22 protein-coding genes are annotated in these 26,665 nt (G+C 47.2%); 14 read left to right on the top strand and 8 right to left on the bottom strand.

Features of this window, described 5'->3' with window-relative positions:
• Positions 1-31 precede the first annotated feature (31 nt).
• Positions 32-1,309, top strand: a complete 1,278-nt coding sequence (locus tag ACX0G9_RS10885) for an HlyD family efflux transporter periplasmic adaptor subunit (RefSeq protein ID WP_459064925.1) — start codon at positions 32-34, stop codon at positions 1,307-1,309.
• 36 nt (positions 1,310-1,345) lie between these two features.
• Here ACX0G9_RS10885 and ACX0G9_RS10890 read toward each other — a convergent pair whose 3' ends face one another.
• Positions 1,346-4,300, bottom strand: coding sequence for a glycoside hydrolase family 9 protein (locus ACX0G9_RS10890; protein WP_459064926.1), 2,955 nt, complete (start codon positions 4,298-4,300; stop codon positions 1,346-1,348).
• Positions 4,301-4,458: 158 nt separating this feature from the next.
• Here ACX0G9_RS10890 and ACX0G9_RS10895 point away from each other — a divergent pair, with 158 nt between their 5' ends.
• A complete protein-coding gene (locus ACX0G9_RS10895; RefSeq protein ID WP_459064927.1) occupies positions 4,459-4,761 on the top strand; it encodes a hypothetical protein in 303 nt (100 codons plus the stop codon).
• On the opposite strand, the gene ACX0G9_RS10900 is transcribed toward ACX0G9_RS10895, so the two are convergent.
• Positions 4,750-5,814 (bottom strand): response regulator, encoded by a 1,065-nt coding sequence (locus tag ACX0G9_RS10900; protein ID WP_459064928.1) that lies wholly within the window; start codon positions 5,812-5,814, stop codon positions 4,750-4,752. The genes ACX0G9_RS10895 and ACX0G9_RS10900 overlap by 12 nt on opposite strands.
• Positions 5,815-6,002: 188 nt before the next feature.
• On the opposite strand from ACX0G9_RS10900, the gene ACX0G9_RS10905 reads away from it, so the two are divergent.
• The 8 genes from ACX0G9_RS10905 (at position 6,003) to ACX0G9_RS10940 (ending at position 14,851) form a co-directional block, all read left to right on the top strand.
• Complete coding sequence (locus ACX0G9_RS10905) at positions 6,003-8,474, top strand: heavy metal translocating P-type ATPase (protein WP_459064929.1); 2,472 nt, start codon at positions 6,003-6,005, stop codon at positions 8,472-8,474.
• A gap of 97 nt (positions 8,475-8,571) precedes the next feature.
• On the top strand, positions 8,572-8,778 hold the full coding sequence (gene ccoS / locus ACX0G9_RS10910; RefSeq protein WP_459064930.1) for a cbb3-type cytochrome oxidase assembly protein CcoS: 207 nt from the start codon (positions 8,572-8,574) through the stop codon (positions 8,776-8,778).
• Positions 8,779-8,826: 48 nt separating this feature from the next.
• Positions 8,827-10,938 carry a cytochrome-c oxidase, cbb3-type subunit I gene (gene ccoN, locus ACX0G9_RS10915; RefSeq protein ID WP_459064931.1) on the top strand — a complete coding sequence of 704 codons (2,112 nt, stop codon included), beginning with the start codon at positions 8,827-8,829 and terminating at the stop codon, positions 10,936-10,938.
• Positions 10,935-11,093 carry a CcoQ/FixQ family Cbb3-type cytochrome c oxidase assembly chaperone gene (locus tag ACX0G9_RS10920; protein WP_459064932.1) on the top strand — a complete coding sequence of 53 codons (159 nt, stop codon included), beginning with the start codon at positions 10,935-10,937 and terminating at the stop codon, positions 11,091-11,093. The genes ccoN and ACX0G9_RS10920 overlap by 4 nt, the downstream gene beginning before the upstream one ends.
• A 16-nt stretch (positions 11,094-11,109) precedes the next feature.
• Positions 11,110-12,216, top strand: coding sequence for a cbb3-type cytochrome c oxidase N-terminal domain-containing protein (locus ACX0G9_RS10925; protein ID WP_459064933.1), 1,107 nt, complete (start codon positions 11,110-11,112; stop codon positions 12,214-12,216).
• 19 nt (positions 12,217-12,235) lie between these two features.
• Positions 12,236-13,636, top strand: a complete 1,401-nt coding sequence (ccoG, locus tag ACX0G9_RS10930) for a cytochrome c oxidase accessory protein CcoG (protein ID WP_459064934.1) — start codon at positions 12,236-12,238, stop codon at positions 13,634-13,636.
• A gap of 48 nt (positions 13,637-13,684) precedes the next feature.
• Positions 13,685-14,134: a FixH family protein gene (locus tag ACX0G9_RS10935; RefSeq protein WP_459064935.1), complete on the top strand. Its 450-nt coding sequence runs from the start codon at positions 13,685-13,687 to the stop codon at positions 14,132-14,134.
• 12 nt (positions 14,135-14,146) lie between these two features.
• The gene (locus ACX0G9_RS10940) at positions 14,147-14,851 is read left to right on the top strand and encodes a sulfite exporter TauE/SafE family protein (protein WP_459064936.1); all 705 of its coding nucleotides are present in this window, start codon (positions 14,147-14,149) and stop codon (positions 14,849-14,851) included.
• Between the two features lie 32 nt (positions 14,852-14,883).
• On the opposite strand, the gene ACX0G9_RS10945 is transcribed toward ACX0G9_RS10940, so the two are convergent.
• Positions 14,884-16,461 carry a sensor histidine kinase gene (locus ACX0G9_RS10945; protein WP_459064937.1) on the bottom strand — a complete coding sequence of 526 codons (1,578 nt, stop codon included), beginning with the start codon at positions 16,459-16,461 and terminating at the stop codon, positions 14,884-14,886.
• Positions 16,462-16,509: 48 nt separating this feature from the next.
• Positions 16,510-17,550, bottom strand: coding sequence for a zinc-dependent alcohol dehydrogenase family protein (locus ACX0G9_RS10950; protein WP_459064938.1), 1,041 nt, complete (start codon positions 17,548-17,550; stop codon positions 16,510-16,512).
• Positions 17,551-17,706: 156 nt separating this feature from the next.
• Here ACX0G9_RS10950 and ACX0G9_RS10955 point away from each other — a divergent pair, with 156 nt between their 5' ends.
• The 4 genes from ACX0G9_RS10955 (at position 17,707) to ACX0G9_RS10970 (ending at position 20,663) form a co-directional block, all read left to right on the top strand.
• Positions 17,707-18,546 carry a hypothetical protein gene (locus ACX0G9_RS10955; RefSeq protein ID WP_459064939.1) on the top strand — a complete coding sequence of 280 codons (840 nt, stop codon included), beginning with the start codon at positions 17,707-17,709 and terminating at the stop codon, positions 18,544-18,546.
• An 11-nt stretch (positions 18,547-18,557) separates the two neighbouring features.
• Positions 18,558-18,917: a hypothetical protein gene (locus tag ACX0G9_RS10960; RefSeq protein WP_459064940.1), complete on the top strand. Its 360-nt coding sequence runs from the start codon at positions 18,558-18,560 to the stop codon at positions 18,915-18,917.
• Positions 18,918-19,054: 137 nt separating this feature from the next.
• Positions 19,055-19,840 (top strand): DUF6544 family protein, encoded by a 786-nt coding sequence (locus tag ACX0G9_RS10965; RefSeq protein WP_459064941.1) that lies wholly within the window; start codon positions 19,055-19,057, stop codon positions 19,838-19,840.
• A 1-nt stretch (position 19,841) separates the two neighbouring features.
• Entirely contained in the window at positions 19,842-20,663 is an 822-nt protein-coding gene (locus ACX0G9_RS10970) for a universal stress protein (protein ID WP_459064942.1), read from the top strand.
• Positions 20,664-20,701: 38 nt separating this feature from the next.
• Here ACX0G9_RS10970 and ACX0G9_RS10975 read toward each other — a convergent pair whose 3' ends face one another.
• From ACX0G9_RS10975 to ACX0G9_RS10990, 4 genes are all read right to left on the bottom strand, one after another.
• Positions 20,702-20,917 (bottom strand): hypothetical protein, encoded by a 216-nt coding sequence (locus ACX0G9_RS10975; protein WP_459064943.1) that lies wholly within the window; start codon positions 20,915-20,917, stop codon positions 20,702-20,704.
• On the bottom strand, positions 20,881-21,738 hold the full coding sequence (locus ACX0G9_RS10980; protein WP_459064944.1) for a serine hydrolase: 858 nt from the start codon (positions 21,736-21,738) through the stop codon (positions 20,881-20,883). Before ACX0G9_RS10980 ends, ACX0G9_RS10975 begins: the two co-directional genes overlap by 37 nt.
• Positions 21,739-21,933: 195 nt before the next feature.
• Positions 21,934-23,562: a SusD/RagB family nutrient-binding outer membrane lipoprotein gene (locus ACX0G9_RS10985; RefSeq protein WP_459064945.1), complete on the bottom strand. Its 1,629-nt coding sequence runs from the start codon at positions 23,560-23,562 to the stop codon at positions 21,934-21,936.
• A gap of 55 nt (positions 23,563-23,617) precedes the next feature.
• Complete coding sequence (locus ACX0G9_RS10990; protein ID WP_459064946.1) at positions 23,618-26,641, bottom strand: SusC/RagA family TonB-linked outer membrane protein; 3,024 nt, start codon at positions 26,639-26,641, stop codon at positions 23,618-23,620.
• Between the last annotated feature and the right edge of the window lie 24 nt (positions 26,642-26,665).

Raw genomic sequence — 26,665 nt, forward strand, 5'->3', positions numbered from 1 at the left:
CACAAACATTATGCATAATTAACTATAAAATATGCCAACTGAACAACCACGCCGCTCTGAAGCCGCCACCGAACTTATTTCAGCCAGGCCTGATTTTTTGTCCCGTTGGGCTTTATGGCTCTTTCTGTTATTGTTATTGCTGCTGCTGGCCAGCTCCTGGTTCATCAAATATCCCGACATCATTCAATCCAACGCCAAATTGACGGCAACGAATGCGCCTATGGAAATTATGCCCCGTCAGGATGGCAAACTGATCAGGTTATTCGTGAACAACGATACAATCGTACAACAGGATCAAATGATAGCCTGGATCCAAAGTACAGCCAGCCATGAGAACGTCATCACCTTGTCGTCTCTGCTCAAAAAAGGGATCGGTCTGGTGGCAGAAAATGAAACGGAAAAAGTATCCGGGCTTTTTATCGATCATTTTTTCAACCTGGGAGAACTGCAAACGGCTTACCAGCATTTTACCGGTTCCTGGATGCAGTTTAACGATTACCTGGTCAATGGTTACTATTATCAAAAGAAAAAAACGCTCCTGGCGGATCTGAGTTTTCTGCGTAAGCTCAACATTTCCCTGAGAAAAGAAAATGACCTTACCCAACAGGATATACAGCTGACACAGGAGTCCGTTGATTCCAGCAATTCCTTATACGCAGATAAGGTAATTTCCAAAGAGGATTTCCGGCAGCAAAGAAGCAGGCTGGTTAATCGCCAATTGAGTCTTCCTCAACTGAACAGTGCCATACTCACCAATGAAAACCAGCAGATCAACAAAGAAAAAGAGATTAATGAACTGGAGCATACGATCAGCCAGCAGAAGGTTCTTTTTCTGCAGGAATTACAAACGATCAAAAGCCTCGTAGATGACTGGATCAGCCGTTTTATCATTAAGGCGCCATCCGCGGGAAAAATAGTTTTTATCGTGCCTCTCCAGGAAAATCAGTTTATCCAGTCCGGAAGATCCCTGGGTTTTGTAAATCCTTTTAATACCCACTATTATGCCCAGGTGAATCTCCCCCAGTATAATCTGGGCAAGGCTACAGCCGGTCAAAAAGTACAGCTTCGATTCGATGCCTATCCTTACCAAGAGTTCGGAGTCGTAAATGGGAATCTGGATTATATATCCAAAATCTCAACGGACAGCGGGTTTCTGGCCACTATCACCTTACCGGAAGGTCTTATGACGGATTATAAAAAAGAGATCCAATATCGCTATGGTCTGAAATCACAGGCACTAATTATAACACAGAACAAACGTTTATTGGAACGGTTCTATTATTCTTTCCGCAATGGGGTCAGCAGATAGAAAAGCGGTCGATACAAAATTCAGGAGTTTCCTTCGCTAATGTTCCCAGGCCGCACCTCTCACCTCTTTTCGTTGCGTCAGATCATCGTCCGGTATCACAACGAGCACCCATGGCGTATCTTGTGCAGCGATCGTAGCCCGCCACTCCAGCTTTCCATCACGGCCCGGCTGGAGGATCAGGGATCGTTTGTTACCGGAAAAACTAAGGTTATCCGCTCGTATGGTGAAATGATGACTCCCCGTTCCATGTGCATTTAACTGAATAGTTACCTCTCCTTTCGCTGAGGTAACTGCAGTAACTTCAAAAGACATCCGGCCCGGTCGAAGATCCAGATGATAAGAAGCCCCCGGCAAACAATTCAGGCTTTGTTCTTCTCCCTGGCAACGAACGATATATTTTCCTTCAGGAATCATAACCCTGAACGTTGAATTATTCCTGCCGGGTTCAACGACAGTTTCCTGCCCGGTAGTCAGTTCTTTAAACACGATGGTTCCGGCAGCCTGTCCCTCTACCAGCGCCGGGCCCAGGAGATCCTTCATCAGCCAAACCCATCTGGCTACCGGATGCACCCAGATTTCTTTATACGTCCAGGTAGCCTGCACCGGCCAATAGGGCACATCGTTCTCTTCACGGGTCTGGATTCCAACCGGCAAGCCGCCGACCATATCCCCGGAAGATGGGGTATACAGCGGTACATAATCGTACCCTTCTCCCCACATCATGCTTTGAGAAAAAGGGTTGCGTCCGATCACCCATTCCAGCTGGTGCGTGGCAAGACGGGCGGAAGGAAGATCGCCCCTCAATTGTGCAGCCGCTGCCAGGGCCTGGGCCTCCGGCAGGATCGTTCCGAAATGCCCCCGGTAGTCCATCCACACCGGGAACAAACGCAGGTAATTACCTTTCCCTAAAGGAACGCCGTTCAACACCTGTTTGCGAAAAGATTCCCGACGGCTTTCGGGCACCTTCCGGTATTCGCTGTCATTATAGATAGATGCTGGAAACACCTTATAGGGCTCCGTATACTTGGTTACCGTCTTGACATATTCTGAATAGAGGGTCACTACGGAATACCATTTCATCCAGTCCTGATGATCCGGGAAAGCCTGGCAAAGTTCAGTCAGGGCAAGGATATGCGCCTGCTGACGGCCGCGATGTACAAAATGAAGCACCCGATCCTTTTCCCGCCCGGTATAAAAGAACCCTGTCAACGGGATATCCCAGTCTGTTCTTTTCCGCTGCTGCGCGCCTACGATCAGTTGTGACCAGTCTGCGGCTTTCTTTTCATACCGGTGATCACCGGTGGCCTTCCAGAGATCCACAGCGGCCAGTATTCCTTCGGCGGCCGTCTCGAATTCAATATTGTCAGAATCAAATGTTCCTGTCCATATTCCCTCCGTAACTCCGGCTGAAGCTCCTCTGCCCGGAGATTTGATAAGCTTATTTTTGATACTATCCATTCCGGCTACTCCGAATTGCCAATCCGCCTGCGCGGTTTTCAACGCCTGTGCGGCAAGCCTGGGATCGCTCTCCTTCAAAACCCTGGCGGCAATGGCCTCTGCGGCTGAGGCCACAAAGTTATCCTGGGGATTATTTCGGGCTGTAGCGGACAGATCGTCATCGTCACCTATGATTCCGTTTGTCCGGCGGCTGCTGATAGAACCAGCATTTCGGTAACCATCACCAAAACTCGTTTTGAGGATCCAGTCCAAACCCCATCTGGCCTCTTCCAGGACCCGTTCATATAAGGCCGGGTTTTCATTCCGCTCATGCAAACGTTCCGCCAGGCTAAAAAGCCCATAGGTGATCTCGCCGGTATTGCCAAGACCCTGGGTAAGGTCTCCCGCATCATGCCAGCCTCCATTGATCAGCATCCTTTTATTATCATGTACGCAGATCCAGTCCCGGTGACAGACACCGTGTACACCGGGAATTTCCGCGCCACAACGTTCCGTATAGAAAAAGTTGAGCGCTTTCCAGACAGAAGACTCCCATACCTCTCCTCCTATCGGGAAGGGATGTGTGCTTACCGCTCCTGCCCTGAGCACATAAGTCCCTGGTTGGCGAATCTCCGAAAAATCCATTACCTGGAAATTCCCCAAATGCGTATTTTCATTCCGGACAGGCTTTGACAAAACAACCTCTCCGTTTGCCTGATCGATCAATTCAAAAGCGGCAGCATCCAGGCCATTGGCAATAGCCGTTTTTTCTCCCCCTGCCTGGTAACCGGCATGGCTATAGGAGATCCTGCCCGGCCATACCTCCCAGCCTTCGGTCTTGTCCGGTTCTACCCGTTCCAGGTCCAGACGATCAAAGAAAAATTTAATGGAATCGGCTTCCCCCGGCCCACTACCGGATAAACCGTAGGAAATTTCAAAATCTTTTATCCGGTCCCTGGCGACATTTCCAATTTCCCAGACAACATGATTCCATTCATGATTACGCAGGATGATAGAGGTTTCTCCTTCCTGGCCAAAAAGCCCGGGCAGTTTTTGTTTGCCGTTATTATAAAGCCGGAGATCCAGGGCTGTCGTATAAAATCCCGGCAGGTTGGCATAGATCCAGAAAGATAGGCGGTTGAACCCGGACCAGTCATCCCCGGCAAAATGACGTTTTATTCCAGAACGCCCCCAGCTACGGCCATTCCTGGGAGCCGGTCCTTCGAGCCGGGTGGGTGTACGCAGCAGCAGGGATTGTTTTCCGCTATGGACCTGTTCCGAACTCAGGGAAACATCAGCTACATTAGCAGCTTCTTTTGCCTTATTGGTTACCCGTGCATCCACGATCGGATCTCCGCCAACCGTGTAGCCGCTCCAATTGTCAAGTGTTTCCATATCGTCCAGCAGGCGGCTATCCAACACTTTTTTATTAAGCCAGCGATAAGAGGCGGAGTTTTCAAATTTTACAGTCAGCGGTTCGCGTAGCGGTTCCTGAACCGAGCCGAACCCAAAAAGACAAATAAGCAGTACGAATGAAAACAGGTGATTTCTCATGAAGCCCGCAGTTTTACAAATTGGATTTAAAGCTACCGAAAAAGCGGTAATCTTCTCCCGCGAAATTATGACAGTAATCATGAGACTTATTGACAATAGTCATCAAAGCAGGATAACATTCGGGATATCTTTAGTACCGAAACCGGCAAAAATAATCAATGAAATTTCTCATCGGCAAATATCATCTTATCAAACAGGTTCAGGAGGAATTCAGTAAAACCTATCCATTCCTTAAAATTGAGTTTTTACAAACCGCGAAAATTCCCCGGAATGAACCAGTGAATGAAATGGAAGTCTCCGATTCCATGAAAGTTATAGACTTGGAAAAAATGCTGGAAACCCGGTTCGGTATTTCCGCACAGGTTTTCCGGAAAAGTGGCAATCTCTGGATCGAGACCCGCATGACCAGACACTGGACACTAGCGCAGCAAAATGAACACGGAGAGGCTTTAATACAATAAGTTCTTCAATTTTGCCGGATCGGTAATCCTTATCTTTCCCTCCCGGATCTCGATCAGCTTCTCTGCCTTAAAATCACTAAGGGTACGGATCAGGGATTCCGTAGCCGTTCCAACATACTGGGCTATATCTTCCCGGGGTATATCCAGGGGTGCGCCTGAGCCCCTTTCCCCTTCTTTAATGAATTTCGTATCGATATCGATCAGGGCTTTGGCTACTCTTTTGCGCAGGGAACCATAAGCAAGATTCAGCAAGCGCTCCTCCTTCTCATGAACATTCTGCGCAATCAGGCCGATGAATTTTGAAGCAACCCTGATATCATTATAAATAGCTTCCAGGAATTCCTCCCTGGGAATCATGGCCAGTTCAGCGTCCTCCAGGACTTCTGCCGTATCCTCGTAGGGTTTGTTCTCCAACAAGGGGAGGTAGCCGATAAAATCCCCGGCAGCGTAGAGATTAGTGATATATTCCTTCCCGTCTTCATGAACACGGAAAGCCTTAATTTTTCCTTTTTTGAGATAGTACAGGAACCTGGGCCTTCTTCCTTCTATATAAAGGGATATTTTCTTTGATAATTCTTCCGTTTCATACAGATCCATCTTCATATTCAGCATGCCGGAGGTGTTCAGATCCTTTATCAGGTTGTTGGCTCCTTTTTCATCCGAAGAATATTTTGCCTGGAGGATATCGTATTTCCGGAGACGGATCTCGATGGCATTCAACAGTTCTATATCGTCGAAGGGTTTAGTTATATAGTCATCTGCTCCCATTTCCATCCCTTTGCGGAAATCGCCCCGTTCCGTCCTGGCCGTAAGGAAGATAAAGGGAATATTCTCGGTGGAAGGGTTCTTCCGCAACAGGTGTAAAACGCCATAGCCATCAAGTTCCGGCATCATAATATCGCAGATGATGAGGTCCGGCGTTTCTTTAAGTGCTTTTTCCACACCCTTTTTTCCATTCTCAGCCGTCTGGGTTTCATAACCTGCCAGAGACAGGATCTCCGCAATATTCTCCCGGATATCGTCATGGTCATCAATAACGAGCAATCTGCGCATATTTTTTGGAGATTTTGACTGGTAAGGTACATTAAGATAAAAACTTTCGCAATTCTAAGAATTTGAGGCTGCGAATACCTGATCAGGATCAGGGAAATTCCTGATATCCGTCATTTCCCTTTTTACTTCGGAAGCCTATCTTGCTTCTAACTTATTTACTGCCCCCGGTAGTTTTTACATATAAGGTTATGGGAACAATCACAGAAAAAAAGACAGGCTGTTTTCATTGCGGAGAAAATTGCGGGACGGATGACTTCAGGGTCGGAGAAAACTTGTTTTGTTGCGAAGGCTGCAAAATGGTATTCCAATTACTGGACAGGAAGGGCCTTTGCGATTATTACCAGCTTAATGAACGATCCGGAATAAATCGGCGTATTCCGGTAAGAAAAGACAAATTCGCCTTTCTGCATGACGAAAAAATTGCCGGCAGGCTGATCATTTTTCATAATGAAGCCGAAACACATGTAACGTTCTATCTTCCCCAAATTCATTGCAGTTCCTGTCTTTACCTACTGGAAAATCTACCCCAGTTACATCAGGGTGTCCTTTCTTCCCGGATGGATTTTACCGCCAAAGAAATCTTTATCATCTTCGATCACCGGTTAATTTCCCTCCGGGAACTGGCGGAATTGTTAACCTCCCTGGGTTATGAGCCTTATATAAGCCTGCGTGACCTGGGACAGGCTCCCCCGGTGGTTTCAAAAAAAATAATCTATCAGCTGGGGATTGCAGGATTCTGTTTTGCCAATATTATGTTGTTAAGTTTCCCGGAATACCTGGGATTGGATGGATCGGAAAGATCCCTTCAAACCCTTTTTCGTTATCTCAATTTCTCTTTATCCCTGCCTGTATTCTTTTACAGCGCACAACCCTTTTTTATTTCCTCCTGGAAAGGGATCCGTCACAAATTTATGAATATCGATGGTCCAATCGCGCTGGCCATCCTCATAACCTTTTGCCGCAGCGTCTATGAAGTCTTTTCCGGCACAGGGCCGGGATATTTTGATTCCATGACCGGTATTGTATTTTTGATGCTCGCCGGAAGGGTATTACAGGACAAAACATACCGGCAATTGGCTTTTGACCGGGACTATACGGCCTATTTTCCCATCGCTGTCAGTGTACTAAAGGAAGATAAAATATCATCCATCCATAAAGAGATCCCCACCAGCCTTCCGGATATCCGGTGCGGTGATACGCTTCGCATTCATAATGGTGAGCTGATACCGGCTGACGGCATCCTAACCCGGGGAAAGGCGCTGATCGATTACAGCTTTGTAACCGGAGAATCGATCCCGGTAATAAAAAATACCGGAGAAATCGTCTATGCCGGGGGCAAGCAAACCGGGGAAGTCATCGAAATCCTGGTTGTCAAAGAAGTAGTCCAAAGCTACCTGACCCAGCTATGGAACAGGAAGGACAAGGATCAACCTTCCATAGATACAGAAGGATCGGCAAACAGTCTCACCGACAGTTCCGGTAAAAATTCCTTTGTCCATCTGCTAAGCCGGAACTTCACGTTTATCGTGCTGGCTATCGCTGCTGCCGCGGTCTTGTATTGGGGATTTCATGATCCGGCTAAGATCGGAAATGCCGTCACCGCCATATTGATCATCGCCTGTCCCTGCGCCCTTCTTTTATCCAGTACATTCACCAACGGGAATATGCTGACCATTTTAAGCAGAAACCGGTTTTATCTGCGCAATGCACAGATCATTGAACGCATAGCCGATGTCTCCCATATCGTGTTCGACAAAACGGGAACCCTCACGCAAAACGGGCAACAGGAAATGGTATATAAAGGAACACCCCTGACGCGGGAGGAACAAAGCGGCCTGGCCCTCCTTACGTCTCAATCTACCCATCCCCTGAGCCGCGCCCTTGCGCAACATCTGGAGTGGGCGCAAAAAAATAACCCTGAAAGAAAAAGGTTCGATCTCATGGGATTCCTGGAAGTACCGGGAAAAGGTCTGGAAGGGTCTGTCAATGGCATAAAACTGGCAATTGGGTCCCGGTCATATGTAACCGGGAATAAACAGGGGCAGGATAATTTCGGTACGGGGGTGTACATTTCCCGCGACCGGATCCTCCTTGGACATTTCAGCATAGCCAATCATTACCGGGAAGGGATATTTGAAATGCTGCGGTCATTGAGACCCGGGCAGTCTGTCTCGGTCCTCTCCGGGGATAATGCAAATGAACGTCCCTACCTGGAAAAGTTGCTGGGTCGGGATACAAATCTCCTTTTTAACCAGACTCCGAAAAATAAATCCGATTACATCCGGCAATTACAAGGTACGGGCAGGAAGGTCATGATGATCGGTGACGGCCTGAATGATGCCGGGGCCCTGCAGGAAAGCGATATCGGGATCGCTCTGTCCGATAATACCAATCATTTCACACCCGCCAGCGATGCTATCCTGGAGGCCGGTCAATTGTTCCTTCTTCCCAAATTCATCCGGCTTTGCGTGGCCAACAAGCGGATCATCATCGCCAGTTTTATAGTATCGATCCTATATAACCTTATCGGGTTATTTTTTGCCGTACAGGGAAATCTCTCTCCTCTTATTGCCGCATTGCTGATGCCCGCCAGCTCACTCAGCATCCTGTTGGTCGCCTATGGTAGCAGTAAGCTGATGGCTAAACACCTGAGGCTTTGAAAAATTTATTCCGGTCCTTGAGACAGATCATCCCGATAGTTGAGATAGATCATCTCTTATTCACACACGGCAATATAGTTTTACAGGAAAGAAATATATGAGCGCCATTATTCTCCTGTTGTTCGCCAGTCTCTCGGTAGCCGTTCTTTTCCTGGGGGCATTTATCTGGAGCGTAAAGAACAGGCAATTCGAGGATGGATATTCGCCTCCCCGCCGTATCCTCTTCGAAGACCCGACGCCTGTTCCGCCACCTGTCCTGCCTATTGGCGCCACTGATCAGCCAAAAATAGTAAAGCCATCTTAAATAAATAAAATTCAACGGGGAGATTCCCCAACACCGAAACAGCACCGTATGCAGATAGAAAGATTTTATTATGACAACAAAGCAGTAAAATGGTTCGCTTACGCAACCCTGTTCTGGAGTATAGTAGGAATGCTGGCCGGGCTATGGTGCGCCATTGCCCTCTATTACCCTCCCATGAACCTGGGGCTTCCTGCCACAACCTTTGGCCGTATGCGACCTGTACATACCAATGCTGTAATCTTTGCCTTTGTGGGTAATGGCATCTTTATGGGGGTATATTATTCCCTGCAGCGTCTTTGCAAAACAAGAATGTTCAGTGACACGCTCAGCAAGATCCATTTCTGGGGCTGGCAACTGATCATCGTAGCCGGCGCCATCACCTTATGGGCCGGTAAGACCAGCGGCAAAGAATATGCAGAACTGGAATGGCCGATCGATATTGCCATCACCGTCATATGGGTGATCTTCGGTGTCAATATTTTCGGTACCATCTTAAAAAGAAGGGAAAAACATCTTTATGTGGCCATCTGGTTCTATATCGCCACCTGGGTTACCGTGGCCATGCTCCATATCGTCAATTCCATTGAACTGCCGGTCTCCTTATGGAAAAGTTACAGCTGGTATGCCGGGGTGCAGGACGCCCTGGTACAATGGTGGTACGGACACAATGCTGTAGCTTTTTTTCTGACCACCCCTTATCTGGGGCTTATGTATTACTTTCTACCCAAGGCGGCCAACAGGCCCATTTATTCTTATCGTCTTTCCATCATCCATTTCTGGGCCCTCATTTTTATTTATATCTGGGCCGGTCCACACCATCTTCTGTATACCGCTTTACCCGATTGGGCGCAATCCTTAGGGGTCGTCTTTTCCATAATGCTGATAGCACCAAGCTGGGGAGGAATGCTGAACGGATTGTTTACGCTCAGGGGCGCCTGGGATAAGGTCAGAGAAGAGCCCGTGCTGAAATTTCTCGTAGTCGCCATTACCTGTTATGGGATGGCAACTTTCGAAGGCCCCATGCTGGCCCTGAAGAATGTAAATGCCATTTCTCATTTTACGGACTGGACGATCGCCCACGTGCATGTAGGCGCCCTGGGCTGGAATGGTTTCCTGACATTCGGAGTCTTATACTGGATAATTCCAAAAATGTGGAATACACCGCTCTATTCCAAAAAGCTGGCCGGAACCCATTTCTGGATCGGCACCATCGGGATCATTCTTTATGTAGTTCCCCTGTACTGGGCAGGTTTCACCCAGAGTATGATGTGGAAGACCTTCACGGAAGAAGGACAATTAAAATTCCAGTTCCTGGAAACCGTCACGCATATATTACCTATGTATATCACCCGCAGCCTGGGTGGCGCCCTTTATCTTATTGGTGCTTTGCTGATGATCTACAATCTGCGTAAAACGATCAGACAAGGGGCCTTTATGCCCAATGAATTAGCGGAAGCGGCTCCTTTGTCCGCAGCCGCTCAACCACATGGTAAACAATACTGGCACCGGTGGATTGAAAAACGCCCCATGCAGATGTTGGTCTTCAGCCTTATCGCCGTGGCCATAGGGGGGATTCTCGAACTGATACCGACCTTCCTCGTAAAATCCAATATCCCGACCATCAGTAGTGTAAAACCTTATACTCCCCTTGAATTGCAGGGCCGCGATATTTATGTCCGGGAAGGTTGTTATCTCTGTCACTCCCAAATGATCCGCCCCTTCCGGGACGAAGTCGCCCGATATGGGGAATATTCCAAAGCAGGTGAATTCGTCTACGATCATCCTTTCCAGTGGGGTTCCAAAAGGACCGGGCCCGACCTGGCCAGGATAGGCGGGAAATATCCCGACAGCTGGCACTATAATCATATGATGGATCCGCAATCCATGTCTCCGGGATCCATAATGCCTTCCTATGGCTGGTTATTGGATAATACCATCGACACAGCCAGCACGCCGGGAAAGATCCGGGCGATGCAAAAAATGGGGGTCCCTTACCCAGAAGGCTATGCGGAGATTGCAAATAAAGATCTGCAATTCCAGGCCGCCGGCATCCGCACCTCTTTAAAAGGAGATAAGGTTCCATCCGGAGAACTCAAAGAAATCGTCGCCCTGATCGCCTACCTGCAGAGAATGGGCAAGGATATAAAAACCTCGTTATGAAATTTATCAACTATCTCGAAAAAATAAGCGGCATCAATATATACGGGCTGACTTCCCTGCTCTTCTTCGGTTCGTTCTTTCTGATCATGCTGATCTGGACAGTAAAGGCGGATAAAAAAATGATCGAGGAGATCAGGCACATTCCATTGGATTAAACTCAAATTATTTTATATGTTGTTTCGGAAAAAAACCGGCAAAACAATTGGATTACTCATAACTACAATATTGCTGGCAACAATCGCCAGGGCAGGAGGCCCGCCACCGCATCCTTCGACGGACAGCCCTTTTGTGATAATCATGATCATCATCATCATTATCCTCGCTCTGGCAATCTCGCTGCTGGCGAATGTCCTGCTTGGCGCTGCACAATTTTCGGCAGCCAGGGACAAGGCTTCCGGGACATACCAGATGGCCGGTATACTCCTGGCAGGAGCCCTGTTCCTTACTTCTCCTGCCGGAGCGCAGGTGCCGGCCGGAGATCAAACGCTGATTACCGCTTCCAATGTTTCCTCCATGGTCAATGGCCTAACGGATACGGCATTTTATACCCTGACCAGCGTGGTTTTCCTGGAAATGTTGATCTTGCTGGTACTTCTTTATAACCTGCGATTCCTGCTTTCCCTGCAGAAACAAAAAAAAGATATTCTCCGGGAAGCCGCAATCCTTGCGGTCCCTCCTATCAACTGGTGGGAAAAATTCAACCGGTTCAAACCGCTCGAACAGGAAATATCCCTGGACCTGGGTCATGATTATGACGGGATCCGCGAGTTGGATAACCGTCTTCCCCCCTGGTGGTTATATGGCTTCTATTGCACCATTCTTTTCGCCTGTGTGTATATGTGGCGTTATCATGTATCGCACTCGGCGCCATCAAGCAGTGAAGAATACCAGATCGCCATGCAGCAGGCTGAGATACAGAAAACAGCCTATCTTAAAAAAGCGGCTAATAACATCGACGAAAATTCGGTGAAACTACTTACAGGGGCAGATCAGCTTGCACCGGGAAAAGCAATTTTTGAATCAACCTGTTTCCCCTGCCATGGGAAAGCCGGAGAAGGCGGAGTCGGCCCTAATCTTACCGACGAATATTGGCTGCATGGCGGCAGCATACAGGAGATTTTCAAGACTATCAAATACGGGTGGCCAGAAAAGGGTATGAAAAGCTGGAAGGACGATTATTCACCTTCCCAGATCGCCCAGATCACCAGTTATGTAAAATCTTTGGGAGGTACACATCCTCCAAACCCGAAACCACCCCAAGGCACCATATCCAAATGAATAAAACCAGCCTCCCGACATGGAAACATTGAATCAATCATATCGCGACCACCTGGCTACCGTAGATGAAACGGGCAGGCGCAATTGGATATTCGCCCAGCGGCCAAGCGGAAAATGGTACAATCTGCGGAGTTATATCAGTTGGGGTTTTTTTATTCTTTTTTTTACGCTGCCGTTCGTCCATGTACAGGGAAGACCCCTTTTCCTGTTTAATATTCCCAGCGCCCGATTCATTATTTTTGGAAAGGTCTTCTGGCCACAAGATTTTTTCATCTTCGGCCTGACGATGGTCACCTTCATTATTTTCGTGGTTTTATTCACCGCTGCATTCGGTCGTCTTTTTTGCGGCTGGGTCTGTCCGCAGACCATCTTTATGGAAATGTTGTTCAGAAAAGTGGAATACCTCATCGAAGGAGACGCCGCTGCCCAGAAGTTATTGAAAAAAGCGCCCTGGTCTGCTGGAAAATTCAGTAAGAAGGCCGTCAAACACCTGCTCTTTTTCCTGTTGGCTTTTATCATTGGCAATACCTTCCTCTCCTATATCATCGGAGTCAGCGAGTTGGGAAAGATCATGACCGAGCCGGTTTCACAACATATCGGCGGGCTGTTCTCCATTCTGGTTTTCTCCGGCGTTTTTTATTCGGTATATGCATTTTTCCGGGAGCAGGCCTGTACCGTCGTATGTCCTTACGGTCGTTTGCAGAGCGTGTTGCTGGACCGGAACTCGATGATCGTAGCTTATGATTACAAGAGAGGCGAGCCAAGGGAAAAATTCACCAAAAAAGCCGAAAGTCATGCTGGCGATTGCCTGGATTGTTTTCAATGTGTAAAAGTATGCCCCACCGGTATCGACATCCGCAATGGAACCCAGATGGAGTGCATAGGTTGTACGGCCTGTATCGACGCCTGCAACCATATGATGGAAAAGACTGGCCGATCCACCGACCTGATCCGTTACGCCTCTGAAAATGGGATTTCCCAGAACGAACCCTTGCGATACAGCTTGCGGATGAAACTCTATACCGGTCTGCTTGGTATTCTGGTGATGATCCTGTCGGCCCTCCTGCTGAGCCGTAAGGATGTTGATGCCACCATTATGCGTACTCCGGGTATGTTATTCCAGGAAAGGGGCACCGATAGCGTATCCAATCTGTATACCATAAAAATCGCCAATAAGACCATCCGGCAGATTCCTTTGCGTTTGAAACTGGAAGACGCGATTGGGCAAATCGAGGTAATCGGGGGAGAGACGATTCCTGTCAAAAAGGAAGAGGAGGGAGCCGGCAATTTTTTTGTGATCCTCCCCCGCCAATGGATACATGATCGTAAGACGAGCATCCGTCTTGGTTTATACGAAGGCAACCAAAAAATCGACGAGATCAGGACGAATTTCCTGGGGCCGGTCCCGGACAAAGAATAAGGAAAGGATAAAAACAGGTTTGGCTATAGAATCATTAATACATCTTTTATGAACTGGGGAAATAAATTATTACTCGTTTTCGCCTCCTTCGGCGGAATGATCTCCTATATGGTCTACCGGTGTATGCAAACACCTGTGGACCTGGTCAACAAGGAATACTACCGGGATGAACTGGTCTACCAGGAGGTGATAGACGGAAGTCAAAAAGCGAATGCCTTATCCGGCAAATTAAAAATACGGCAGGAAGCAGGGATCCTATCCCTGCAATTACCGGAGGAAATGAGAAACACGGGCTCCGGACTAAAAGGGATTATCTTTTTTTATTGCCCGTCTGATGTAACGAAAGACAGGCATATGATCCTGCAGCCTGACAGCGCAGCCCGTCAGGAGATAACAACAGGAGGAGAAGCTCTTCGGCCTGGAAATTATACTGTAAAGGTCCAATGGGAAAACAAAGGCGTTCGTTATTTTACGGAACAGCCATTTTTGGTGCAGTGAATACATAAATTTATGTGGCAGTTTCTAACAGCAGGTCTTTTTCTGGGGATGGTCAGCAGCTTTCACTGCATTGGCATGTGCGGGCCCCTGGTCATGGCCCTTCCGGTCCAGGGCCTTTCCCGCCCCTGGCAGATCTTTGCTATCCTTTCTTATCATACCGGAAGAATTTTCATTTATGCCAGCCTTGGTCTTGTGTCCGGTTTGCTGGGTCAACGTATTTATATGGCCGGTTTTCAGCAAGGCTTTTCGATCACGCTTGGTTTAGTACTCCTCTTTTGGGTGATGACAAAAAGATTTAACAGGAAAAGGGCGAGACCGGTTTTATTGGGCAAATTATATTACAGGTTACAGCAATGGATTATCAGGCTCTGGGAATCTCCTGCAAAAAGCAGTTTTGTTTTTCTGGGGATGGCTAATGGACTGCTCCCTTGCGGTATGGTCTACTTCGCCATTGCCGGCGCGCTCAGCACATCACACATAAAAGAGGGGGTGATCTTCATGTTTTTTTTCGGAGCAGGAACCTTGCCTGTCCTTTTGGGTCTGAGTTATTTTAGTCGTTTCATCAACATGTCCTTTCGCAACCGGGTTAAAAGGAGCATACCGGTCTTTATCGCCTTCATGGGTATCCTTCTCATTTTACGGGGTCTTAACCTCGGCATCCCTTTCATCAGTCCCGTTCTGGCCGGGAAGCCGGGTCAAACGATCTCCTGCCATTAACCCACACATTAACCCACACATTAACCCATTCCTTAATCCATTCGCTCCTCCCGGCCCTTCCCTTCAGGAACGGTAACTGTTATCGTAGTCCCTTTATCCAAAACACTCTCCAACCGGATGGAGCCGTCTAACAAATCAAGGTATCTTTTTACAATATGAAGGCCCAATCCTGTTCCTTCTATATTCAAGGCATTTGTTCCACGATAGAAACTGCTGAACAGGTGTTGCTGGTCGTCTTCCGAAACACCGATGCCCTGATCTGTTACAGACAGGGTTAATCCGTTTGCCGGTGTATCCGAGACCTTTAACCGGACTTTCCCTCCTTCCGTAGAGAACTTAACTGCATTGCTCAAAAGATTAATGAGGATATTCCGGAGCAGGCGTTTATCACTAAAAAACTCACCCGCACCCGAATATTCATAATCGATTGTCTGACCATCTTTTGCCAGCGCTTTAATTTCTTCCACTACTTCTTCCAGAAAATCATTTACAAGGAAACTTTCCGGTTTCGCCAATATTTTCCCTTCTTCCAATCTTCCCAGGGATAGAAAATCTTCCAACAGGCCATTTAGATGTTTGACAGAATCCTTTATCCGTTTGATATGTTTATCCCTTTTGTCCTGGTCTTCTGACCGGGTATATCTGGACAATAAGGCTGCAGAGGAAAGGACAGTACTTAAAGGAGTCCTGAACTCATGGGAAGCCATCGACACAAAACGTGATTTGATCTCGCTCAGCTCTTTTTCTTTGCTCAACGCATCGTTCAATTCCTGTTGCGAACGTTCCAGCTCCTGCAAGGCTTCCCGAAGTATCAAGGTTCTTTGCTCCACTTTAGTTTCGAGATCGATGTTTAATTTCCGGACATCTTCCGTAATCTTTTCCAACTGGGTTTTCTGGGCCAGTAAATCCTGTTCGGCTTGTTTGCGCTGGGTAATATCTACGATAAAAGCGATAACGAAAAGAGCACTCTTTTGCTGGTAATAGCTTAGGCTCACCTCCACCGGAAATTCCTTTCCATCTTTCTTACGGGCAAACAAATCCCTTCCATGCCCCATTGTCCGGTTCCCCGGGTTATGATAAAAACCCTCCCGGTATTTTTCATGCGAAGGATGGATCCGCTGTGGGATCAATAATTCTACTGACCCTCCCAGCAATTCTTCTTTTTCATAACCGAACAGCTTTGATGCTGCAGGATTTAAAAGCACTATTTTTCCTTTATCGTTGGTAAGGATAATCCCTTCCGTCGCGTGCTCGAATAAGGCATTCACCTGTTGTTGTTCGGATTCGATGGACCGGTACAGTTTTTTTACATATAACACGAAGATCGTCGCCATGATGACGATGATCAGGGAGAACAGGTGCTGCATAATTACCTGTTGACGGAGCATCCCTTCATAATCGTAAAAAGAGGCGATCACGATCAAAAGGATACTGACTCCACCGAACAATTTCGTGTAGCTGTCATTTTTCAGGAAGATGGTCAGCAGGATGGCAGCGATCAATCCTCCGTCAAAAAAGCTGAACCCCGGGTTGAGATACTGCAATACAGCAGAAGCTATCGTAACGATGGAACAGAATAAAAGTACAGGAAGTGATTTTTCCTTGAACATGATTGAAGAAGATTCGGGCTAAATTACGGCAAGTAACCGGTTTTTCCCTCAATCATTGGCTAATATCACTTTCAACGCCTTTTCTTTATCCGCATGATGGAAGGTATCATAGGCCTTAAGGATATCCTCCAGCCTGAACCGGTGAGTAATCAGCAGGGAAGGTGTCAATTTTTTTGATTGTACCGTCTTTAGCAACATCGGCGTGGTAACGGTGTCCACTAAGCGTGTGGTAATAGTAATATTTTTTGACCATAAAGTTTCCAGGTGGAGTTCGACACTTTTACCATGCACGCCGATATTCGCAATCGTCCCTCCCGGAGCTATGATGGATTGACATAATTCAAAGGTCGCCGGAATGCCTACCGCTTCGATTGCTGTATCCACCCCTATATTGCCGGTATATTCCATAATCTTTTCTATAGCCTTTTCAGTCCGGCTATTGATCGTCCGGGTTGCGCCAAATTGCCTGGCCACTTCCAGCCGGTTATCATCCAGGTCGATAAGGATTATTTCTGCTGGGGAGTAAAACTGTGCCGTCAGTAAGGCAGCGAGCCCGATCGGACCTGCTCCGACAATAGCTACCGTATTTCCAGGCTGAATCCTGCCATTCAGGACTCCGCATTCGAATCCGGTGGGCAATATATCACTTAACATGACCAGCGCCTCTTCATCCATGCCTGCAGGTATCTTATAAAGGCTATTGTCAGCATAAGGGATCCTTACAAATTCTGCCTGGGTACCATCGATCAGGTGACCTAATATCCACCCTCCCTTTTCGCAATGAGAATACATGCCCTTTTTGCAATATGCACACTGGCCGCAGGAAGTGATACAGGAGATAAGTACATGATCTCCAACTTTGACATGATTGACCTGGCTGCCAGTCTCCTCAATAACTCCTACACCCTCATGGCCCAGGATCCTGCCATTCACCACTTCCGGCACATCCCCCTTCAAAATATGGAGGTCCGTACCACAAATCGTCGTTTGGAGGATCCTGACAATGACATCGGTCGGTTCCTTAATTACGGGTTTTGGTTTGTCCATCCATGATTTTTTCCCGGGACCTTCGTATACTAATGCTTTCATATTTTCTTTTTTAGATGGGGAGAGATAGTTTACCGTTTTATGGGATAAAGGTACCCTTATTCCGGATGCCTCAGCAATGATGACAATCACATCAACCAATGACCTTGCTCATTTTTATCCGTCTCCGATCGTTGTTACTTTATAAAAATAATAATCATGGATAAGATATTGTTAGCCCTCGACCCGCAGAACATAAATATGAGCAGCATCGATTTTGCGTGTTACCTGGCCAGCCTTACCCGTTCCCATCTGACAGGCGTATTCCTGGAAGACCTTTATTTTGGAGAAAGACTCGTAATGAAGATAGTACAAGGGTCGCCCTATATAAATAGCGCATCCGGATCAAGTTCTTTGGTAGAAAAAAAAGAAACCAGAATTACTGAAGAAATTATCCGGACCTTTAAAGTGGCCTGCGACTGCAGGGGGGTACAGACCCGGGTTCACCGTGACCGGGGCGTGCCGTCAACGGAGATTGTAGAAGAGAGCCGATTTGCGGATATTGTAGTCATTGACCCGGAGACTTCTTTCACCCAAAACAACGAGGTACTTCCAGGGCGTTTCGTGAAAGAGGTGCTGGTGGAGGCCGAATGCCCCGTCATCATTTCCCCATACAGCTTCGAAAGTATCGATGATATCCTTTTCTCCTATAACGGGTCAAAATCTTCGGTATTCGCCATCAAACAATTCACTTACCTTTTCCCGGAACTGAAGGACAAAAAAGCCATAGTGATCAGCGTTTTCCGGGACGGCGGGGAAGCCCTGGAGGAACAATTCAAAATGAAGGAATGGCTAAAAAATCATTATTCCCATGTGGAGTTCGTCATACTAAAAGGAGAGCCATCGGATCAGTTATTCGCATACCTTATTGAAAGAAAAAACGGGATCGTGGTAATGGGAGCTTACGGCAGGACCATGTTATCCCGGTTCTTTAAACCCAGTCATGCCCGGCTTATCGTAAAGACAGTCAATCTTCCGATTTTTATCGCACATTACTAAAATACAAAATCATGAAAAAAGTTTTTATTGATTTCGATTATAAAGAGCATTCTTACAATGCAGTTATCCGTTACAAACAAAAGACCGGAGACAGGGAATTTGATATCACGGTCCTGGACTGGGAACTGGAGAGGCTTTTGTATGACAATCACCTGATCAGAGAAATAGGTGGTTCCATTCAGGCCGATCTGCAGTTGGAAAACAAGGAGCAGACTGAATTAAAACTGATCATCGCCGCCAAGTTAAGTAATCACCTTAAAATACCCTGTTTTGCCGGTGATCACCGTGTAATAATCGGTTCTCCGGTTGAAAGATGGGAAAGTTTGCATCCCATTTCCCGGCATATCAATTATCACCCGGAAGATATTTAAGAGACAATGAGCAAGATCATGTTCCCCTCCCATTACTATCATGTTTTGCAAGGCTTTTATCGGGTATTTTAGACCTTGAAATGTCGGTTATGAGTATTGTAATCAGTTTAGTGATAATAATGATAATGGCGGGAATAATGGGAAAAATTCTTTCGAACAGGAATTATAAGAGAGACCTAACCCGTCTGTTATCCCTATCGCCGGATATCTGCCATAAAACTTTTCAATTCCGCCGGCTAACAGGATTGCCAGGCCCGGTTCAGCGGTATTTCCGGTATGTATTGAAGGAAGGACAGCCCTATATCAGTTCAGTCAGGCTTCGACATACGGGACAATTTAAGACCGGCCTTAAAGGCAAATGGACGAATATAGAGGGAGAAGAATATTTTACTACCGAAAACCCAGGATTTATCTGGAAAGGAAGCACCCGGTATTTTACCGCCTTCGATTCCTATTTAGAAGGAAAAGGCCGGCTACAGGTATATCTCCTGTCCCTGTTCAGGATTTTGAAGGGCGAAGGAGTAGCTTATAATCAGGGTGAATTGCTGAGATGGCTGGGTGAAAGCGTCTGGTTCCCGACAAACCTGATGCCTGATGGCCGGAATAAACCGGATAAAGTCTTAAAATGGATACCGGTCGACGAGCAAACGGCGATGTTGAATTTGAGATATTACGATCAGCTCCTGCAGTTTAAGGTGCATTTTAATGAAAAGGGAGAAATAGCCGAAATGGAAACAAAAAGATTCATGGACAAAAAAAGGCTGGAAACATGGATCCTTCAAATGGATGCATATAAGGAAATCAATGGCGTACATATTCCTACAAAGGCGAAGGCTATCTGGAGATTGGAGGAAGGAGATTTTTGTTATGCCAATTTTGATATTACAGAAATCGAATACAATTGTACAAAACGAAAAAAATAACATGAAAACAATAGTAGTTCCTGTCAATTTTTCAGTCTGTTCCAACAATGCTGCCCGTTATGCCGCGGATATGGCCCAGTCTATACAGGCTGACCTGCACCTGATCCATGTAGTAGAGATGCCCGTTACTCCGGCCGAAATCCCTATGAGCGACGCCATCTTCGAAGAAATGCTAAAGAACGGGGCAGAAGGACTCCAGGAGATCTGGGAAGAATTGCTCAAAAGAACAAAGGGCAAACAGAATATTTTTATCTCTCTGGAAACGGGATCGCTGGAATACCGGCTTGAACAATTTTGCGCCCGGAAAAACCCGTTTGCGGTGATCATGGGCAATTCTGTTCCTTCGTTTGAAACTTTACTGGCAGGCCGTAAAACGCAGGTCGCCATCCATAATTTACATTATCCCCTAATAATCGTTCCGGCAAAAAGCTCTTTCCAACCCATAAAAAAGATCGTATTGGCATGTGATCCCAAAGACCTCACTGCCGGTATGCAGGTTGCCTTTCTGAATGAGCTCCGGGAAATTTTTTCGGCCAGCCTGGAAGTGATCCATATCAGCACAGGGGAAAAAGACAGACAACTGGAAGGCCAAACCGTTTTCGCTTATAACTCCCGCAAGGACAATTTCAGGGATATTTTCCCGGATGTCCATTTTATCCACGCCGAAAAGGTAGAAGAGGGGCTCAACGAATATGTAGAAAAAAATCAGATTGATCTTCTGCTGGTCTTTCCCAAAAAACATAGTCTGTTGGAATTTCACAGGAGCCATGCAAAGAAAATCGCGGCTCATTGTTCTGTACCAGTCATGAGCATTCATGAATAATACCCGTTTCCTTAAATAGCCTTGCTGAACCTACCTGCCTACTCCCAATATTTCTCTGCACCGGCTGCGGGTTTCCACCCGGAATGTGGTTCGTAATAATTCCATAAGAAGGCAGATACCTTTCGCGCCAATTGCCAGGCTTCATTTTCGGGGACCCATCTTTGATCTTTGTTATTCCTGGTAGCCACATAAAATACATAATCTCCGTGAGGGGCATTTACCAGCACCACCTCGGACCGGGAATCATCCACCATTCCCTGTTTGGATGCCGTCTGTATATAAGGCGGTATTTGAGAAAGAGCATATTCGTCCCAGAAAATATGTGTAAGGATGCGGTACGCGGTATTTGAGAAAGAGCATATTCGTCCCAGAAAATATGTGTAAGGATGCGGTACATGGTCTCGTCCGCCTCCGGGCTGACTGCCTTGCCCTGGCGGATCATCGCAAGCAGATCCGCCATTTCCCGGGGAGTGGTCTGTCCCCAGCCATATAATTCTTTATTTCCTTCCCTGCCCGGGGTCCGGGCATTCACCCGCGTATTTCCGAACCCATGAGCAGCCAGCCAGGCATTGATGGCGATCCCTCCGCCAGCCAGTTTTTCGCACCAAACAGAGGCCGCGTTATCGCTTTGCGTGATCATTAAGGTAATCGCCGTTTTCAGATCGGTTTCCGTACTGTCTTTAAAATATTGCATCAGGCCGGAACCTCCACGCGCCATGGAATCCCTGTAGCGCAGCGGTTGATGGTAGGTATAGGCGCCCTGACGGATCTTATCGAAGATACCAATCAAAATAGGTAGCTTGACGATGCTGGCCGTTGGGAAAATCGTATCCGCATTTATCGCAGCCTCTTTTCCTGTCTTAAGGTTGCGAACATAGATACCGGCAGTGCCGTGAAAAGAGTCCACCAGTACCCGTAGTCTGGCCTCCAGTTGTTTGTCGATCTTTGCAAAGTCGGAATTCCCTGATGAAGTCTGTGAAGGGATCTGCGCGAAAACCCTGGAGAATGAACCCATTGACAGAACGATCAGCAGAAGAGGTATTGACTTAATATAAACTGAATGACAAAACCGCATAAATTTCTTTTTTCCCTGAATAAAACAAAATTAAGGGCAGGGCAGTTTTCTTCAAAAAATAACTGCCCTGCCCTTAATCGCTAATGTCGGCCTTCGGCTTTTTTGTGGGCTAGGCCCACAAAAAAAGAAGCCCTAAGGTAAGGGCTTCCGTTTGTCTGTGTGTTGCTCATGTTATAATACTTACTACCTGCTTTATTAATTCGCCGTATCCCACCAAAGCGGCGTGAGCAAACGGACCTGAGGTGTATTGCCCCCGGCAGAAAGAATGGCAGCCGGGTTACGTACCTCCTCATTGCTCTCGTAACACAGGGCCAGTATCCATTGATTGGGAGCTGTAAATACAGTCGAATTCAGATCCAGTGGACGAACCAGGGATGGCCCGTAAATATCCTGGCTGTAATCGGCTCTCCGCATATCGACCCAGGTTTCCGGGTTCAGACAGAGGGCAATATATTTCTGCCGCATAATATGGCTCAGGCCCTGGGTAAGATCGCTAAAGTGAGCGTTCAATCCATCGGCGAGTTGTGCGGCCCAATAGGTGTTTATATCCGTTACCGAAACACCCATTTTGCGCATATTGGATTTCACGCCTTCTTCATAAGCGGCCAAAGCACCGGGACTATCACCTGACCGTAACCGCGCTTCGGATTCAATGAACTTGACTTCGGAATAGGTTATAAAAGCAGTAGCCGAAGTCTCGTTCGTATAAAAGCCGCTATTGCTGAACCTGCCGAAATCATTGGCATTGGTCTTCGTCGCATCACCAGGCTGACCATCGGGTAATAAACCCTGACCGCCGGTCAGTTTGCCACCCGACCGCTGACCCCTGTATTGCCCGTCTGAAAGAGCAGGCTGCATGATCTTGCCGATCCGCGGATCGGTGTACAAATTATTGGTAACCGGGAAAGAGGTCAGCATATTCACAAAAAACTGGCTCCAGGAAAGATATCTTGGATTGTAATTGGGGTTGTTGGGGTCTGTAATACCCCCGGTATCGAAACCACCCCAGGAGAACCAGGGATTTCTGTCCGTATCGAGATTGGTATTCTGATTGGGATCTACATGCAGATGGGCAAATTCAGCGTCCATGCCATCTCCGTTGAAGGCATTGCTGCAAGCCTCGATGATCTTCTGCGCATTGTAGAGACTTGTTTTTTTGGAAAGATGATTCAGATACCTGGCCTTCAGCGCCCAGGCGAACCGTTTCCATTTGGAGGCATCTCCTTTATAGATGATATCTCCACCCGCCGAGTTCAGCGTGGTCTTATTATTGGTTTCGCTGAGATGGGAGATGGCCGCATTCAGCAGGGAATCCAGCCGCAGATAAACGGTTTGCTGGTCCTGAAATTTGGGCAGCAGATTAAGCTGGGACGTTCCATTATAAAAATCATCCACCACAATACTCCCCAGCTGATCGGTCAGCAACCCGAAATTGACGGCCAGCAAGGTTTCGCCGGCGCCCATAAAGACGGGGCTGCCTTCCGTTCTACCTAAATTGATCATATCGACACAATTGGGCATCGACCACACATAGGTATTCTGCATCAGGAAATAAGCCGAGGTCATACGCCAGGTTTCGGCGTTGTTCCGGGTTTTCGCACAACCATATTGTGTGATGGCCGCTACTTCCCTGGCACCCCGCCACATGGCGGCGCCATTGGAGGTGGTAATGGCACCTACGAGACGATTAGCCGCCGATACAACAGAAGGGTTATTGGGATCTTTATTTACGTCCAGGTATTTTTTACAGGAAACAGACAACATCAAACCGCTAAATAAAATGGCGGCGATTCCTTTGTCCATGTACTTTATATAATTTTTCATACGCTGATGTTTTTATTTTATACGGCTCGTATGGATAATTGCCCGTACAGATGAATTAAAACGTGATTTTTAAGCCCAGGTCTACACCTTTGGTTGCAGGAACGCCTAGATTATCAAAACCAAAGGAACCGGATCCGCCCACTCCCGCGCCACTGCCGGAAACCTCCGGATCGACACCGGAATATTTGGTGATCAGGATCAGGTTACGGCCTGTCAGGGTAATCGACAACCCCTTGATCTGTGATCCGATAAGTCTGGCCGGGAAATTATAGCTCAATGAAGCATAACGAAGTCTTGTCCAGCCTCCATCCTCAACAAAATCATAACCCTGGCTAGCGTAGAGCTGCTGGTAATAATCCTGGCTTAAAGGAACCGCAATAGTATTGGGTTTACCGGTGGATTCGATGACCCCGTCAAAAACTTTGGTTCCGCGGTCCAGTGTTTTGCGGCTTAAGCCTGAGACCACCAGGGTATTTTCGGTGGCATTAAAGACCTTTCCTCCCTGGCGTATATCGACCATGAAGGAGAACATAAAACTCTTATAATTGAAAGTATTGGTGATGCCTGCCGTGTATCGGGGATTGCGGTCCCCGATATTCGAATAGTCCTTTACCTGCGGGTAACCGTTATCATTCAACAATAACTGTCCTGTGGCATTACGTTTCCAGGATTGTCCGTTTATTCCGAATAAACTTCCGTGCAGGAAAGCGGCGGCTTCAGCGGCGTTATTGTTCACCCAGGCATCGGACAGCTCTACCTTGGTCAACAGACCTGGCAATTCCTTAACATAGGACGTATTGTGGGCAAAATTAACATCGATGGACCAGCGAAAATGCTGGCTGACAACGGGCCGGGCATTAAGCACGATTTCCACTCCTTCGTTACGGATCGAGCCCCCGTTCAGATAGGTCAGAAAGGCGCCTGCAGAAGGAGGGACGCGGGTAGCCAGGATCTGGTTATCCGATTGGCTTCTGAAATAAGTAAAATCCAGCCCGATACGGTTGTCGATAAAACGAAGATCGGCGCCTGCTTCGAATGCCTTGGTAAATTCCGGTCTCAGGGATGGATTGCCAAAAGCATTGTTGGCGTTGGTGATAAAACCCCTGGGATTGATCGTGAATGTATTGGTAGTCGTCTCCAGCGAAGTGGTCAGCGTATGCGGAGGAGCATCCTTGCCCACTTCGGAGTAGGCCGCCCTGATCTTGCCATAAGAAAAAACATGGTCATTAAAATGTACACCGGTTTCCTTCAACAGGTCGGTAAGGATGACCGAAGTACTGATGGCGGGATAAAAAAAGGAATTATCGCTTACGGGCAAAGTGGAAGACCAGTCATTCCTTCCCCTGGCATTCAGATAGACGATCCCTTTCCAATCGAAATTGAAATCACCGAACAAACCTACGATCCTTCTGCGTGTCAGGTATTCAGATACGGAGCGATCCGCTGCAACCGTATTATTGATACTGGGAAAAGTAGGATCGATGAAACGTACGGCATTCGAAGTCGTGCTCTGGTAAACCGAATTTTCCAGGTTATGGCCAACAGACAGACTGAAATTAAAATCCCTGACGGATTTTTTTCCGGTTACGATCAGGGTGGATGTTGTGATCTGGTTATTACTGATGGATTGATCAACGGATCCTTTAAAGGAACCCGTCGGCATTTTTACCGACTTATAACTGTCGTTATAATAATCGGTTCCCAACCGGTAAGAAATATTCAAAAAAGAAAAAGGATTATAATCTACATTACCTACCACCAGGATACGGTTGACCTGATCCGTTATGGGTTTTTTCTGAATGGTCCAATAAGGGTTATCAAAACTTCCGGGACTTAAGACCCGTTGATTGCCATTGGAATCGAGGTAATTCTTCATATTATCGTTCTTCGGCCAGTAAACGCCACCCATTATTCCGTTCCCATCGCCCTGGGGAAGATAAGTTCTTTCCGTTCGTACATAATTGGCTGAGGCGCCAACCGTAATTTTTTCTCCGATCTTGGTATCGGCATTGATCCGGAATGACGATCTTTTAAAACGGGAATTATCGAATACCGCCCCCTGATCAAAATAGGAACCGGATGCATAATAATTTGACCGGTCGTTGCTGCCGCTGACCGACACATCATGACTTTGGGTAAAGGCAGTTTTGAAAAAGTCTTTCAGGTTATCATAAATGGTTTCACCGGGTGCAAAGGCGGAACCCCAGGAAGTAGGCTGAGTAAGATCGTAGACGCCATTCGCCCCTTGTTTGAATTTATCCTGCAATTTAGGCAGCTTATTGACCTTGTCCAGGGATACCGTTCCCTGATAGGTTACCCGGGCTGCTCCGCCGGATCCTTTTTTGGTGGTGATCACAATCGCCCCGGAGGCAGCCCGGATGCCATACAACGCAGCAGCGGCGGGCCCCTTCAGCACAGTAAGACTTCCGATATCTTCCGGATTGATATCAATGGCCCTGTTGGTAGCCGGACCATAAGAAGCTACCACTCCACCCTGTCCCACGGGTGTTGAGTTGTCGATGGGAATCCCGTCGACCACGAATAAGGGCTGATTGTTTCCGCTCAGGGAATTTCCCCCGCGGATCATAATGCTGGAAGAAGCGCCGGGTGAACCACTTGAATTGGTGATCTGCACCCCGGCGACCTTCCCTTGCATGGCATTCACGATATTGGGCTGTTGTGACTCAACCAATTCACGGGGTTTAATATTCTGTGTGGAAAAACCCAGGCTCCTGACCTGCTGTTTTACGCCGAAGGCGGTAACAGCAACTTCGCTTAATGTTTGGGCGCCTTGTATGAGTTGCACATTCAGAACCCCTGATGCATCCACTACCTTTTCCAGCGGTGTAGCACCTACAAAACTAAAAATCAGGATCTGCCCGGTTTGCGCCTTGATGGAGAAAAAGCCATCGGAATTAGTACTGATCCCGGCACGGGCGCCTTTTACTTTTACTGAAACGCCGGATAAAGGAGAACCATCCTCTGCGGTTACTTTTCCGGTCACATTAAAAAGTTGGGCAAAACCCGGATGCACGAGGAACCATACACCCAGGATAAGGAGAAAGAGTTTCTTGTTCATAAACAATTAGTTAATTAGTTGGTT

This window comes from Flavitalea flava, assembly GCF_054461575.1.